This window comes from Pseudoclavibacter sp. JAI123 (assembly GCF_013409665.1).
Taxonomy (GTDB): domain Bacteria; phylum Actinomycetota; class Actinomycetes; order Actinomycetales; family Microbacteriaceae; genus Pseudoclavibacter.
Genome location: NZ_JACCCM010000001.1, coordinates 1,040,493 through 1,054,909 on the forward strand (window position 1 = coordinate 1,040,493; position 14,417 = coordinate 1,054,909).

A 14,417-nucleotide genomic window follows, 5' to 3' on the forward strand; every position below is an offset into this window, starting at 1 on the left:
CATGACCAGCTTCGACCTCACCGGAAAGACCGCAGTCGTCACGGGGGCCCGCCGCGGCATCGGCCTCGGCATCGCCACCGCCCTCGCCCAGGCCGGCGCCGACGTCATCGGCGCCTCCTCGCAGCAGGAAGCCGACGGCGGCGAGGTCGGCGCGCGCGTCCGCGCCCTCGGCCGCAGCTTCGAAGGCCATGCCGTCGACTTCGGCGACCGCTCCGCCGTCGAGCAGTTCGGCGACGCCGTCAAGCACGCCGACATCCTCGTCAACAACGCCGGCATCATCCGCCGCGCACCGGCCGCCGAGCACTCGCTCGACTGGTGGGACGAGGTCATCCAGGTCAACCTCTCCAGCCAGTTCGTGCTCAGCCAGATCGTCGGCGGCTCGATGGTGGAGCGCGGCGATGGCCGCGTCATCTTCACCGCGAGCCTCCTCAGCTTCCAGGGCGGCATCAACGTGCCCGGCTACACCGCATCGAAGTCGGCGATCGCGGGCCTCGTGCACGCGCTCAGCAACGAGTGGGCCGCGCGAGGCGTGACCGTCAACGCCATCGCCCCCGGCTACATCGCGACCGACAACACGGAGGCGCTGCGCGAAGACAGCGACCGCTCGCGGTCCATCCTCGAGCGCATCCCGGCCGGACGCTGGGGCGAGGCCGACGACCTCGGCGGCGCCGCCGTGTTCCTCGCGAGCCCCGCCGCCGCCTACGTCACGGGCGTCGTCCTCCCCGTCGACGGCGGGTGGCTCGCACGATGAGCTCCCTCTTCGAGGGGCACCCCATCGTTCCCCTCTCCACACCGAGCACCACCGCGCAGGCGGAAGCGCTCGCCGACGGGCTCGTCGCCGGCGGCATCGGCATCGTCGAGATCGCCCTCCGCGGCGACGGGGCGCTCGCCGCGATGCGCCACATCGCAGGCCGCCCCGACCTCGTCGTCGGAGCCGGCACGGTCCTCGACGTCGAGCAGGCGCAGCAGGCACTGGATGCGGGTGCCCAGTTCCTCGTGTCGCCCGGCCTCTCGGCCAACGTGGTCCGCGCCGGCCAGCGCGCTGGCGTGCCCGTCCTCCCCGGCACTCTCACGCCCACCGACATCACGGCCGCCCGCGAGCTGGGGCTCACCCAGCTGAAGCTGTTCCCCGCCGGCAACTTCGGCGGGCTCGCACTGCTCGGCACCTACGCGTCCGTGTTCCGCGGCATCACGTTCATGCCGAGCGGAGGCATCACCCCCGCCAACCTCGCCGAGCACCTCGAGCATCCGGCCGTCTTCGCCGTCAGCGGCAGCTGGCTCGGCGGCGCGAAGCTGCTCGACGCCGGAGCGGACGCGGTCGCCGCGGCGGCACGCGAGGCGTCAGAGATCGCCGCCCAGGTGCTGCAGACGAAGGCGGCCGCCGCGTGAGCGGCATCGTCACCATCGGCGAGGCGCTCGGGCTCGTGCTCGCGCGCCGCGCCGGCGGCTTCGACCTGCAATCGGACGCGGAGATGAGCTTCGGCGGCGCCGAGAGCAACGTCGCGATCGCCGCCGCCCGCCTCGGCAGCGAGGTCGCCTGGATCGGACGGCTCGGTGACGACGCCATCGGCAACCGCATCCTGCGCACCCTCAGGGCCGAGCAGGTGCAGCTGCACGCGAGCATCGACGCGGATGTTCCCACGGCGCTTATGGTCAAGGACCGGCCACGCCCAGGGCACAGCCGCGTCACCTACTACCGGCACGGGTTCGCGGGAAGCCGCATCACCCCGGCCGACGTGCCGAGCGACGTGATCGCCGGGGCAGACGTGCTGCACGTCACCGGCATCAGCCTCGCCCTCAGCGACAGCTCGGCCGAGACGATCCTGAGCGCCGTCCGGCTCGCCCGCGAGCGCGGCGTGACCGTGTCGTTCGACGTCAACCACCGCAGCAAGCTCTGGTCCGCCGAGACCGCGGCACCCCGCTACCGGGAGCTCGTCGCGCTCAGCGACATCGTCTTCGCCGGCGACGACGAGGCCGCCATGATCGTCGGCGACGGGACCCCGCTCGAGCAGGCCCGCGCCCTGCAGGCCCTCGGGCCCACCCAGGTGCTCATCAAGCGCGGCGAGCACGGCGCATCCGGCGTCGACGGCGAGCTCGAGCTCGAGGTGCCCGCCTACCGTGTGGACGTCGTCGACACCGTCGGAGCCGGAGACGCGTTCGCCGCCGGCTACCTCGTCGAACTCACCCGCGGCGGCACCCTCGAGCAGCGGATGCTCACCGCCGCCGCCTGCGGAGCCTGCGCGTGCCGCGCCGACGGCGACTGGGAGTCGCAGCCGAGCTGGGGCGACGTGCGCGGCCTCGTCGAAGGCTCCGGCGACGCCGTCCTCCGCTGAGCCGCGGCCCGCCAGCGCCTCACCGCACCTCACCGAAACCGAACCCCTGCCGACGCAGACAGAAGACTGGAACACGCCCATATGACCTTCGAGATCGGCGACGAGCACTTCCTCCTCGACGGCGAGCCGCACCGCGTGCTCTCCGGGGCCCTGCACTACTTCCGCGTGCATCCCGAGCAGTGGGCTGACCGCATCCACAAGGCGAAGCTCATGGGGCTCAACACCATCGAGACGTACGTGGCGTGGAACGCGCACGAGCCCCGCAAGGGGGAGTGGGATGCGACGGGCTGGAACGACCTCGGACGCTTCCTCGACCTCATCGCCGCCGAGGGGATGCACGCCATCGTGCGGCCCGGACCGTACATCTGCGCCGAATGGCACAATGGCGGCCTGCCGACCTGGCTCACGGCGATGCCTGGGATCGGGCTGCGCCGGTCGGAGCCCGCGTACCTGGCCGAGGTGGAGACGTACCTGCGGCGCGTCTACGACATCGTCGCACCGCGGCAGATCGACCTGGGCGGTCCGGTGGTGCTCGTGCAGATCGAGAACGAGTACGGCGCGTACGGCAACGACACCGCCTACCTCGAGCGGCTCATCGAGGTCACCCGCGAGGCGGGCATCACCGTGCCGCTCACGACGATCGACCAGCCCACCGACCAGATGCTGAGCGACGGCAGCGTCGCGGGCGCGCACCTCACCGGCTCGTTCGGGTCGCGCGCCGACGAGCGCCTCGCCACCCTGCGACGCCACCAGCCCACCGGCCCCCTCATGTGCGCGGAGTTCTGGGACGGCTGGTTCGACTGGTGGGGCGCCTTCCACCACACGACCAGCGTCGAGGATGCGGCGCGCGAGCTCGACGCGCTCCTCGCCGTCGGCGCCTCCGTCAACTTCTACATGGTCCACGGCGGCACCAACTACGGCCTCACCAATGGCGCCAACCACAAGGGCCGCTACCTGCCCATCGCGACCTCCTACGACTACGACGCCCCACTCGACGAGGCCGGCAACCCGACCCCGAAGTTCTTCGCGTTCAGGGACGTCATCGCGAAGTACGCCGATGTGCCGGTGGAGACCCCCGCGCTCGCGGTCCCAGCCCCAGAGCTCGAGGTGCCGCTCTCCGTCGTGGCACCGGATGCGTGGCTCCCGCCCGTCAGTTCCGAACGCCACACGACGCCCCCGACCTTCGATGCCCTGCAGCACCTGAGCGCCCTGGTCGCCTACGAAACCGAGCTGCCGCGCGCATCCGCACCCCGCCTGCTGGAGTTCGAGGACGTGCGCGACTTCGCGTGGCTCTCCATCGATGGCGTCCCCTTCGGCACGCTATCGCGCACCCTCCACGAGACGTCGATCGTCGTGCCCGCCGGGACGCGGCTGCGCGTGCTCGTGGAGGAGCAGGGTCGCGTCAACTACGCCGAGCGCATCGGCGAGGAGAAGGGCATCATCGGCACGCCGCTCCTCGACGGGGCTCCCCTCGAAGGCTGGACGGCGACGCCCATCGACGCCGCAGAGGCCGGAATCGCGATCGGCTCGGCGCTCACCAGCGCACCCGGCGCCGGTGGTGCTGCTCTTGCTGCGGCCGACGCATCCGCGCCACTGGCTCATCCCGAGACGCCGCTCGGGCTCACCGGGCTTTGCGGAGAGTTCGAGCTCGAAGCGCCGAGCGACCTCTACCTCGACACCGCCGAGTGGGGCAAGGGGTACGCCCTGGTGAACGGCTTCCTGCTCGGGCGCTATTGGCGCAGCGGACCGCAGCAGACGCTCTACGTGCCGGGCTCGGTGCTCCGCGCCGGCGTCAACACGGTCGCGATCGTCGAACTCGAGGTGACGGCGTCTCCCGTCGCTCGCTTCGTCGCCCAGGCCACGCTCGGCCCCCTCGAGGAGTAGCCCGCGCCCCGCGCCCCGCACACCCGCCGGCCGCGCACCCGTTCCGCGGCATCGCTGCCCGGCGTTTCGCCCTCTGAGAGTGGTCTCAGAGGTCGAAACGTCGGGCAGCGGTCAGCGATCAGGCCCGTTAGGCCCGCCTCGCCGGGACGCCCTTGCTACTGACCTCGGCGACCGAGTCGTCGAGCACCCAGCACCGCTCCGCCGCCGACAAACGCCAGGCCGAAGAGGACCGCCGCCAGGGGGAAGTCCGCGCCGGTCGACGCCAGCCCCTCCGGAGTCGGCGTCCCGGTGTCCGATCCACCCTGAGGCGTGGATGTGGGTACGGACGTGGACGTGGGTGCGGATGTGGATGCGGAGGTGGCTGACGGCGAGGGCGAGGCGCCCCCGGTCGGAGTTGCCGTGGCCGTCGCGGTCGGCGGGGTGACGACGGGTCCGGGCTCCTGCCACATCGTCGGCGTGACCGGCGTGACGGTGATGCGTCGTAGCGTCGCCGCTCCGCCCTCGGACCAGGCGGTGATGGCGTCCGCGCCCTCGTTCGGGAACACCTGATCGGTGATGGTCACCATCCCGTCCGCCGTGAAGAGCTCGACGGATGCGCGATCCAGGTAGAGGGAGAAGCTGACCGAGCCGTCGTCGTCGAGGGCGACCGGCGCATCCTCCACCGATGCGAAGGCGGGGTGGAAGTCGACGTCGCCGGAGTTCGTCCGGTCGACGAACAGGCGTCCCTGCGCGGCGTCGTAGCCGATGCGGGTTCCCGACTCGGCGTCCCCGAAGACCGTGATTCCCGCCCGCTGCGCCTCGCCCGGTTCCAGGGTCACCTCGAGTTTCACGACGTCTCCCGAGAGCCCGAGATCTACCGCGCCGTCGAGGGTGACGTCCGTGCGCGTAGCCGCGCCTGCCACGTCGAGCTGCTCATCGACCTGGGGGACGACCTGCTGCTTGAGGCGCGGTCCCGCCGGAGTCGAGGTCAGGACGACCTCGCGCGGGAGCGTCATCGAGCTGCGCCACGTCGAGGTGGGGATGTCGTTGGCGTAGTCCCAGTTGTTCATCCAGCCCTGCATGATCCGGCTCCCCTCCGGGGTGCCGAAGTACGAGACCGTCGCGTAGTAGTCGCGGCCCCAGTCGAGCCAGTCGTAGCTCTCGAGCGTCGATGGGACGCTCGTGTCGGCGAACATGATCTGGTCCAGCATCAGGTGGCCCCAGCCCGACCTGTTCTGATCGACCGCCTGAATCGTGGCCTGCTGTCCGCGGAGGTCGGAGACGTCCCAGCTCGCCCAGTCGAGCGTCTCGCTGTTCCTGCCGGTCGCCGTGCGCACGACTTCGCCGTCGACGATGAGGTTGACCGCGGTCTCCTCCGAGCGAAGCTGCGATGGCTCGTCGCCGATCACGAGGTGATCGAAGGTGAGGTGCCCCCAGCCGCCTGTCGCCTCGTCTCGAACGCGGAGCTGCGCATCCTTGTCGGCGAACTCGCTGATGTCCCACGACTGCCACGTCATCTGCCCGGCGTTGGCGCCGGTCTGCGTGCGCACGACGCTGCCATCGACGAGCAGCTCGACCTGGAGGGTGCCGTCGGTGCGGTTGCCCCCGCCGACGAGGAAGGAAGCGAAATCGCCGTCGAGCGTGAAGGAGGGCGACGTGATCGTGCCCGTGTTGTCGTCTCCGAGCGGCCCGCCCTCCCACGTGTTGACGCGCTTGTCGCCGAGCGCGTACTCGCCGCTCGTCGTCGAGGGACTGCGTGCCGGGTCGAGGGCGAAGTCGCCCGTCGCCTCCCAGCCTGAGCCGAGGAGGTTCTCGCCATCGGCGAGCTCGAAGTCGAAGACGGTGGTGCCCGCCGGCGGTTCGTTCCCGAGCTGCGAGCCGTCCACGTGCGGGTGGTTGCCTCCGCCGACGAGCAGGTTGATGACGTCGGATTCGATCGTGAACTGCGGGGACTCGAGCGAGCCCACCGGCCAGTCTCCGCCGTGGAAGCCGTTCGCGAAGCCGGCTCCGATGGCGCCCTTGACTGGGCCCTGGCCTGGCAGCGTCCCGGCCGCCGGCGCAAGCCCCCACGGGCCATCGGCCTCGTTCCCGGACTCGTTGGTGACGGTCCACCCGCTGAAGTCTCCGCCGTCGAAGGTCGCGAACGGGGTTCCTTCTGCCGTGGTGCCTGGCTCGACGGTGGTCTCGCTGGTGAACTCGGTGCCGTCGAAGTCGCCGACGAAGTACTGGCCCCCGCTGCCGCCAGCCACGGCACCCGGGTTGAGATTGACGACCATGACCCATTTCGTCTCATCCGGGTTGCCGTCGACGGGCAGCTCAAAGAGCTCCGGGCACTCCCAGATGCCCTCCGTGGAGTTCGCGGGCCCGAACTCCGAGAGGTGCTCCCAGGAGCGCAGGTCGGTGCTCTTCGCGAGGATCACCTTGTGGTCGACCGCCTCGACGGCCGCCATGACCCAGTACGCACCGGCCGGACCGTCGTACCAGAAGACCTTCGGGTCTCGGAAGTCGGCGGAGCCGCGGTCGTAGACGGGATTGCCCTCGTGCTTCGTCCAGGTGTATCCGCCGTCATTGCTGTAGGCGAGCGACTGGGCCTGGATCCCGGGGTGAGTCGGATGATCCTGGGTGTACGCGCTCGTGTAGATGGCGACGAGCGGGGGCTTGTCTCCGGTGCCGAAACCGGAGCTGTTGGTCTCGTCGACGACGATGGAGCCAGAGAAGATGTCCTCGATCGCGACTCCGGAATCGTCGAAGGTCTGGGGGAGTGCGAGCGGCTGCTCCTCCCAGTGCATGAGGTCGGTGGAGGTCGCGTGGCCCCAGCTCATGTTCCCCCAGCGTGTGCCCTCTGGGTTGTGCTGGTAGTAGAGGTGATAGACGCCGTCGACGTACACCATGCCGTTGGGGTCGTTCATCCAGTTCTTCTCGGGGGAGAAGTGGAACTGCGGGCGGAACTGCTCCTGTCCCGCCTCGGCCGACTCCTCGGCGGTGGCTGTGGCGGCTGTCCCGGTGAGGACGGCGAACGCGATGCTGGTGGCTGCCAGCGCGGCGAGAGCCTTCCGCGTCCTTCTCGGGTGTCTCGGTGACGTCGATGTCATGGATTCGCTCGATTTCTTCTCAGTGCGTCGAATGCAACGGACTGGACTGACAACGATGTCAATCCATTTCGAGCGATGCTAGAGACTGTCCACCGGACAAAGCAAGAGTCGATTGGCGTCGACCTCGACGGGAGGGGGTGATGGCCTCGTCAGGAGGCGGGGGCGAGGATCTCGCCGCTGCCGCGCTCGATGAGGCGGGTTGGGACGGTGACGCGCTGGGCGGGGCCACGGTCGCCGCCGAGGCGGTCGAAGAGCAGCTCGGCTGCGCGCTGCCCGATCTGCTGTGGGTCCTGGGCGATCACGGTGACGCCGGGAACCAGCAAGTCTGCAAGTGGGAGGTCATCGAAGCCGACCAGTGCGATCTCGTTCTGCAGTCCCCGCTCCCGGAGGGCGCGCAGGGCCCCGATGGTGACGAGGTTCTGGGCGCTGAAGACCGCCGTCGGTGGCGTCTCGGAGTCGAGCAGTCGGCCGAGCGCCGCGCGCGAGGTCTCCTCGTCGTGGAGCTCCGTGACGATCGTGGCGAGCCGTGTGGGGATGCCGGCCTCACCCAGGGCTTCGAGGAAGCCTCGACGGCGCTCTTCGGCCGTCTGGATCGAGAGCCGGTCGGTGAGGAGTGCGATCCGCTGGTGGCCGTGCTCGAGCAGGTGCGCCGTCGCCCGTGCTGCCGCGGCCTGGTTGTCGCTCGAGACGACGTCGAGGTCGAGCCCCTGGGGGACGCGGTCGACGAACACGGCCGGGATGTCCCGGTCGCGGAGGGTGGTGAGGTAGGTGGGCTGCTGGGTCGTCGTGAGGATCAGGCCGTCCACGCGCCGTCGCATGAATGCGCTGACGGCACCCTCCTCGCGGGTGGCGTCGTCGTCGAGCGACGATGCGAACACGGCCACGCTGTGGTGCAATGCCGCGTCCTCCACGGCGCGGTGGATCGCGGCCGCGAACGGGTTGTCGACGCTGCCGACCAGGAGGCCGATCGTCCGGCTCCGTCCGTCGGCTCTGCGGAGGTTCCCGGCGGCGAGGTCCACGTGGTAGTTCAGCGCCCTGACGGCGTTCCACACTCGCTCGGTGGTGGTCGCGGACACGTTCGGCTCGTTGTTGACGACGCGGGAGACGGTCTTCACTCCGACGCCTGCGAGGGAGGCGACCTGCTTCATGGTCGTGCGCGAGCGCCCGCTCGCGGGGTCGTCTCGCCGAGGTGCTGTTGTCACGATCGACCTTTCTTTCGACGGCCTGTTGACTCTACTCGGCGCATGGAGTACAAACGTCGTTGACAACGTTGTCAATCAACGCAGACGATCAGGGGAATTCAATGAAGAACCGCAATCCAATCGCTCGGAAGCCATTTCTCGCCGCCTCCTCGGTGCTCGCCATCGCAGCGCTGACGCTGACGGGATGCGCCGGAGCCGACCAGGGCGCGCAGGGTGGGGGAGAGGGCGACATCGGCGTCTCGCTCATCGTCAAGACCAACTCGAACCCGTTCTTCATCGCGATGCAGGACGGCGCGCAGACGGCAGCGGATGCGAACGGGGTGACGCTCACCCTCGCTGCAGGCAAGGAGGACGGCGACGAGGATACGCAGATCCAGGCCATCGAAGCGGCCATCTCCAAGGGCGACGCGGGAATCCTCATCACCCCGAACGGGCCTGCCGTGCTCGACGCAGTCCAGAAGGCTCGCGACGCCGGCCTGTTCGTCATCGCCCTCGACACCGTGCCGGACCCGGCGGACTCCGTCGATATCACCTTCGCGACCGACAACTTCCTCGCCGGGCAGTACGTCGGCGAGTGGGCAGCGGACTCGCTTGCTGGCAAGGATGCCGTCATCGGCCTCATCGACCTCTTCGACGACAAGGCGGTCTCGGTCGACTACAACCGAAACCAGGGGTTCCTCCAGGGCATGGGCATCGAGCTCGGCAGTGACACGGTCAACGGCGACGAAGCCCCGCAGGGGAACTACTCCGGCGGACAGGGCGGCAAGTACACGATCGTCGGGAACGAGGCATCCCAGGGTGCCGAGGACGGTGGGCGCACGGCGATGGAGAACCTCCTCGCCAAGAACCCGGACATCAACGTCGTCTACACCATCAACGAACCCGCCGCCTACGGCGCCTACCAGGCTCTCGAGGCAGCGGGCAAGAGCAAGGACGATGTCACGATCGTCTCGATCGACGGCGGATGCGCCGGTGTCGGCCAGGTCGCAGACGGCATCATCGACGCCACGAGCCAGCAGTACCCCGTGAAGATGGCGGAGCTCGGCGTCGAGGCGATCGCCGAGCTCGTCGTAACGGGCAGCACCCCGGAGACCAGCGAAGGCCTGGACTTCTTCAACACGGGTGTCTCGCTGGTGACCGACCAGCCCGCTGACGGCGTGGAGTTCATCGACACGACCGAGGGTGCGGAGCTCTGCTGGGGCACGAAGTAGTCCAGCACCCGTCGCGACAGCCGTACGGCGCCGCGACGCCTCTCGCCACTGCAAGGAAGTGAACTCGTGACTCAGACCTCTCCTCCCACCTCATCTCTCGACCTCGCCGCCGAATTCCTCGACCGGCGGACCCCGCTCGATCGGGTCCGCGGCGTCCTCCACCGCTATCCGGCCATCAGCCCGGCCGTCGTGCTCGTGATCGCCATCATCGTCTTCGGCACGATCAACCCCAGGTTCTTCGCCCCGGGGAACCTGTCGCTCATCCTCGACCAGGTCTCGGTCGTAGGCACGGTCGCCATCGCCCAGACGCTCATCATCCTGACCGCAGGCATCGACCTGTCGGTCGGGGCTGCCATGATCCTGGCCTCGATGGTCACCGCGCAGACCGCGGTCCAGAACGGGTTCCCGGCCCCGCTGGCGCTGCTCGCTGGCCTGCTCGCCGCGCTGGCCGCCGGCACCCTCAACGGGTTCCTGGTCACGAGGGTCAAGCTGCCGCCCTTCATCGCGACGCTCGGCACGCTGAACGTCTTCGTCGCGCTGACGCTGCTCTACAGCGGCGGTCAGACGATCCGCAAGGCGGAGATGCCGGAGCTGCTCACGTGGACGGCCACCGCCTTCCCGGTCGGCGACGTCATGCTCACCGTCGGCGTCATCATCATGTTCGCGCTCTACGTGCTCGTCGCGTACGTGCTCGGGCGGACCGCGTGGGGGAGGCACGTCTACGCGGTCGGCGACGATGCCGAGGCTGCGCGACTGGCTGGCATCTCCACGACGAAGGTGCTCATGAGCGTCTACGTCGTCGCCGGTGCCGTCCTCGCGGTCGCCGCGTGGATCCAGATCGGCCGATCGGGTGCCGCCAGCCCCAACGCCGGCGCCGACCTCAACCTCGACTCGATCACCGCCGTCGTCATCGGCGGAACCTCGCTCTTCGGCGGGCGGGGAATCATCTGGGGAACGCTGCTCGGGGCGATCATCGTGGGCGTCTTCCGAAACGGCCTCTTCCTTGCAGGCGTCGACGGTCTCTATCAGACCCTCGCCATCGGAATTCTCGTCATCGTCGCGGTCTCCGTCGACCAGTGGATCAGGAAGGTACGCAAATGAGCCTCGTAGCAGACGCGGTCGAGCCCACGACAGCACCGAAGGGGATCCCGGTCCTTGAGGCGAAGCGGCTGGTCAAGACCTTCGGCAAGGTCGTGGGGCTGGATGGGGTGAGCCTTCAGCTGCACGCCGGAGAGGTGCTCGCGATCATCGGCGACAACGGCGCCGGGAAGTCGACGCTCATCAAGTGCCTCACCGGCGCCTACGTGCCCGACCAGGGGGAGCTGCTGCTGGACGGCGAGCCGGTCCACTTCAAGCGACCGCAGGATGCACGCGACGCTGGCATCGAGACCGTGTACCAGAACCTCGCGGTGTCGCCTGCGCTCGACGTGGCATCCAACCTCTTCCTCGGGCGTGAACGGCGCAAGCCCGGCATCGCGGGCACGGTGTTCCGTGCCCTCGACACCTCGGGGATGCGCAAGGAGGCCCGCGAGCAGGTCCAGCGCCTCGGCATCTCGACGCTGCAGGACGTCACGGTCGCCGTCGAGAACCTGTCGGGCGGTCAGCGGCAGGCGGTCGCGGTCGCCCGGGCGGCGGCGTTCGGATCGAAGGTCGTCGTGCTCGACGAGCCGACGGCGGCGCTTGGCGTCCGGGAGTCGAAGCAGGTGCTCGAGCTCATCGAGCGGCTCCGCGAGCAGGGCGTTCCCGTCATCCTGATCTCGCACAACATGCCGCACGTCTTCCAGGTCGCCGACCGGATCCACATCCAGCGCCTCGGGAAGCGAGCGGCGACCATAACGCCGCAGTCGCACAGCATGACCGACGCCGTCGCGATCATGACGGGGGCCGCTGATGCGTGAGGGCGAGGGCGGCGCATCGGGCGCTGAGCAGACGACGCTCTACGCGGAGTTCACGGCCAGGCCCGGCACCGAGGCCGCAGTCCTGGAGCTGATCCTCGCCTACGCCGAGGTCGTGCGAGCCGAGCCAGGCAATCTGGAGTTCCAGGTCTACCGCAGGCAGGAGGCGCCTGCCCGATTCCTGGTCTTTGAGATCTACGCGGACGACGCCGCGTTCCAGGCCCACCTGGCGCATCCTGCTGGGCAGGCCTTCAACGACCGGCTCACCCCGCTCATCGAAGAGGCGCAGAGCGAGCTGAGCTTCCTGCGCTCGACGGGGCGTTGATCGGGATGCGAGGCACCGCAGACACCGCAGACGTGGCGCTCGGACTGTCAACCGCGAGCGTCCTCGTCATCGGCGAGGCGCTCGTCGATGTCGTCCACCGGGTGGACGGGAGCATCGACGAGAGCCCAGGGGGAAGCCCCGCGAACGTGGCGCTCGCGCTCGGACGACTCGGCTGTCGCCCCCGCCTGCTGACGCGGATCGGCGACGACCGGCGCGGCGAGGGCGTCCGCGCGTGGCTGCAGGCGTCCGGCGTCGAGATCCTGACCGGAGGGGGATCGAGCGCCGGCGCCACGTCGACGGCCACCGCGTTCCTCGACGAGTCGGGGTCGGCGCGCTACGACTTCCAGCTCGACTGGGACGTCCGAGTCGATGACGTCGTGACTGCCGGCATCGTGCACACCGGGTCCATCGCGGCCCTGCTCGAGCCGGGCGCACGCGAGGTGCTCCAGGCGATCCGGCGACTGCGCGGAGGTGCGCTCGTCACCTACGACCCGAACATCAGGCCTGCACTCCTCGGCGATCACCGCGAGGTCCGTGGGCGCGTCGAGGAGATCGTGGCGCTCGCGGATGTCGTGAAGGCCAGCGACGAGGACCTCGCCTGGCTCTACCCCGGGGAACGCCTCGTCGACGTCGCCAGCGCCTGGCGTGCGATGGGCCCCTCGGTCGTCGTCGTCACCGCAGGGGGCAGCGGTGCCACCGCAGCGACCGAGGCCGGAACGACGGACGTCGCCGCGGCCTCGGTTGCGGTGGCCGACACGGTGGGCGCCGGCGACACGTTCATGTCGGCGATCATCGAGGGCATGCTCCGGCTCGGCTTCAGGGACGGCGCGGCCCGCGGGGCCCTCCGCCGCATCGATTGCGGAGACCTGAGCAGCCTGCTGGAACGAGCGGCAAGGGCGGCGGCGATCACCGTCTCCCGTCCCGGCGCAGACCCGCCCTCATCTGCCGAGCTGGCTGAAGAGCCCCGGCCACGCGTGCCCGTCTCGGCCGCGCTGGACTGAGCACACGGGCGAATGCGCCTCAGCGGACCTCGAGCTCGATGATCTCGAGGTCCGCGAAGGTCATCTGGCCGCCCGCGGCGAGCAGCCGGATGCCGTCGTCGGCTGGCAGCGGGAACACACGATGCGAGTGCACCTCGAACCCCTCGCCGACGAAGACCTCGATGCTGGACCGGTCGACGAGGATCCGAAGGTGGAGCGATCCCGTCGACGCGTCGATGCTCGTCGTCGTCGCGCCGCCGCTCGGGCTCCACGTCTCTCCGCGGTCCACGGAGATCGAGGCGTCTGCGAACGACAGCCCCACCCCGATGCGTCGGGCACCCCCGCTCGCACGACGGAGCTCCAGCCCGGCACCGGTGGGTGGCGAGCTCGGGTCCCAGCGCAGTTCGCAGCGCAGCTCGTACGCAACCGCCCGCACCTCGAGGTCCGAGGACCCGGCGACGGCGACGGTCCCCAGCGAATGGCGGCGAGTGGCGTGCTCCAGGAGCGCGGCCGGTGGCTGAGCGCTCAGCGCGTAGCCGCTGCCGCGTCGGTGCAGGCGAAGCTCCCGCACGATCATGTCGTCGCCGTTGTACCCGTCGGTCACCATCGAGGGCGCATTGTGCGGGTAGTCCCAGAAGTTCGCCCAGCCGATGGCGCGGCGCAGCGACTCGTCGACGTCTCCGCCCGCGTCATGCGCGTCGTAGGTGACGGCGCCGTAGAAGTCGAACCCGTGGTCGAGCCATAGGGCCTCCCGCTCGTCGCAGGTGAAGGCCGAGCCATCGAACTCGCCGACCCAGTAGGCGTACGTCGCGGGCAGGCCCCTCTCCTTGCCGTTCGCACTCGTGCCGAGGACCCAGTGGCGCGTGCCGTCGCTCGCGCGCATCCGGAACAGGTCGGGGCATTCGAGGAGGCCGATGCCCTCGATGCGATGCTCGCCGACCCGCCGCCAACCGTGCAGGTCAGCCGACACGTAGAAGCCGATCGTGTCGCCCTCCGCGTGGAGCATGCACCAGCGCGCACGGTCGTCATCCCACACGACCTTCGGGTCGCGGAAGTCGACGACCCCGGGGTTCGCGAGGACGGGGTCGGGCGCGCCAGGCGTGAAGGTGCGCCCGCCATCCGTCGAGACCCAGAGGTACACCGCCTGCACGCCAGCCGGCGCCTGCGTGACCAGCCCGACAACCGCGTCACGTCCGTACCCGGCCGTGTTGTGCGCATCGACGACGACGGAGCCCGACCAGCAGTCCCCGTTCCCGTTCGCGAACTTGGGGATCGCCGTTCCCTGATCGCTGAAGCGAACGTGGTCCCGCGTGGTCGCGAGCCGCCACGAAGTTCCGATCCCGCCTTCGACGTAGTCGTCGTTCGCCAGGTAGTAGGAGAGGTACTCGTCGCCCACGCGGATGGGGCGCTGCGGATCGTTCTTCCACCCGCGGGGCACGCTCATGTGGAACGCGGGACGGAAGGTGGTCGGTGCGGTGCTCGTCATCAGGTTCCCTCGGGGGTGGGTCGGTGCCGC

General features: G+C 69.7%; 12 protein-coding genes. 9 read left to right on the forward strand and 3 right to left on the reverse strand.

Going from position 1 to position 14,417, the window contains the following annotated elements; all coding sequences use genetic code 11:
• The first annotated feature begins 1 nt into the window (after window position 1).
• The 4 genes from HDC34_RS04975 to HDC34_RS04990 all read left to right on the forward strand — a co-directional run bounded on the left by HDC34_RS04975 (window position 2) and on the right by HDC34_RS04990 (window position 4,217).
• Window positions 2–751: an SDR family oxidoreductase gene (locus HDC34_RS04975; RefSeq protein ID WP_179556095.1), complete on the forward strand. Its 750-nt coding sequence runs from the start codon at window positions 2–4 to the stop codon at window positions 749–751.
• On the forward strand, window positions 748–1,389 hold the full coding sequence (locus HDC34_RS04980; protein WP_179556096.1) for a bifunctional 4-hydroxy-2-oxoglutarate aldolase/2-dehydro-3-deoxy-phosphogluconate aldolase: 642 nt from the start codon (window positions 748–750) through the stop codon (window positions 1,387–1,389). Before HDC34_RS04975 ends, HDC34_RS04980 begins: the two co-directional genes overlap by 4 nt.
• Window positions 1,386–2,333 (forward strand): sugar kinase, encoded by a 948-nt coding sequence (locus HDC34_RS04985; RefSeq protein ID WP_218854893.1) that lies wholly within the window; start codon window positions 1,386–1,388, stop codon window positions 2,331–2,333. The genes HDC34_RS04980 and HDC34_RS04985 overlap by 4 nt, the downstream gene beginning before the upstream one ends.
• Window positions 2,334–2,414: 81 nt before the next feature.
• The gene (locus HDC34_RS04990) at window positions 2,415–4,217 is read left to right on the forward strand and encodes a beta-galactosidase family protein (RefSeq protein WP_179556097.1); all 1,803 of its coding nucleotides are present in this window, start codon (window positions 2,415–2,417) and stop codon (window positions 4,215–4,217) included.
• Between the two features lie 155 nt (window positions 4,218–4,372).
• Here HDC34_RS04990 and HDC34_RS04995 read toward each other — a convergent pair whose 3' ends face one another.
• A complete protein-coding gene (locus HDC34_RS04995) occupies window positions 4,373–7,288 on the reverse strand; it encodes a glycoside hydrolase family 32 protein (RefSeq protein WP_179556098.1) in 2,916 nt (971 codons plus the stop codon).
• 149 nt (window positions 7,289–7,437) lie between these two features.
• Window positions 7,438–8,490, reverse strand: coding sequence for a LacI family DNA-binding transcriptional regulator (locus HDC34_RS05000; protein ID WP_308807269.1), 1,053 nt, complete (start codon window positions 8,488–8,490; stop codon window positions 7,438–7,440).
• Between the two features lie 101 nt (window positions 8,491–8,591).
• On the opposite strand from HDC34_RS05000, the gene HDC34_RS05005 reads away from it, so the two are divergent.
• The 5 genes from HDC34_RS05005 to HDC34_RS05025 all read left to right on the forward strand — a co-directional run bounded on the left by HDC34_RS05005 (window position 8,592) and on the right by HDC34_RS05025 (window position 12,922).
• Window positions 8,592–9,701: a substrate-binding domain-containing protein gene (locus HDC34_RS05005; RefSeq protein WP_179556099.1), complete on the forward strand. Its 1,110-nt coding sequence runs from the start codon at window positions 8,592–8,594 to the stop codon at window positions 9,699–9,701.
• 66 nt (window positions 9,702–9,767) lie between these two features.
• The gene (locus HDC34_RS05010) at window positions 9,768–10,802 is read left to right on the forward strand and encodes an ABC transporter permease (RefSeq protein WP_104240321.1); all 1,035 of its coding nucleotides are present in this window, start codon (window positions 9,768–9,770) and stop codon (window positions 10,800–10,802) included.
• Window positions 10,799–11,599 (forward strand): ATP-binding cassette domain-containing protein, encoded by an 801-nt coding sequence (locus HDC34_RS05015; RefSeq protein WP_179556100.1) that lies wholly within the window; start codon window positions 10,799–10,801, stop codon window positions 11,597–11,599. Before HDC34_RS05010 ends, HDC34_RS05015 begins: the two co-directional genes overlap by 4 nt.
• Window positions 11,592–11,921 carry a putative quinol monooxygenase gene (locus tag HDC34_RS05020; RefSeq protein ID WP_179556101.1) on the forward strand — a complete coding sequence of 110 codons (330 nt, stop codon included), beginning with the start codon at window positions 11,592–11,594 and terminating at the stop codon, window positions 11,919–11,921. Before HDC34_RS05015 ends, HDC34_RS05020 begins: the two co-directional genes overlap by 8 nt.
• Window positions 11,922–11,926: 5 nt before the next feature.
• Complete coding sequence (locus HDC34_RS05025; RefSeq protein WP_179556102.1) at window positions 11,927–12,922, forward strand: PfkB family carbohydrate kinase; 996 nt, start codon at window positions 11,927–11,929, stop codon at window positions 12,920–12,922.
• A gap of 19 nt (window positions 12,923–12,941) precedes the next feature.
• Here the strand turns inward: HDC34_RS05025 and HDC34_RS05030 are convergent, their stop codons facing one another.
• Window positions 12,942–14,387, reverse strand: a complete 1,446-nt coding sequence (locus HDC34_RS05030) for a glycoside hydrolase family 32 protein (protein ID WP_179556103.1) — start codon at window positions 14,385–14,387, stop codon at window positions 12,942–12,944.
• Window positions 14,388–14,417: the final 30 nt, after the last annotated feature.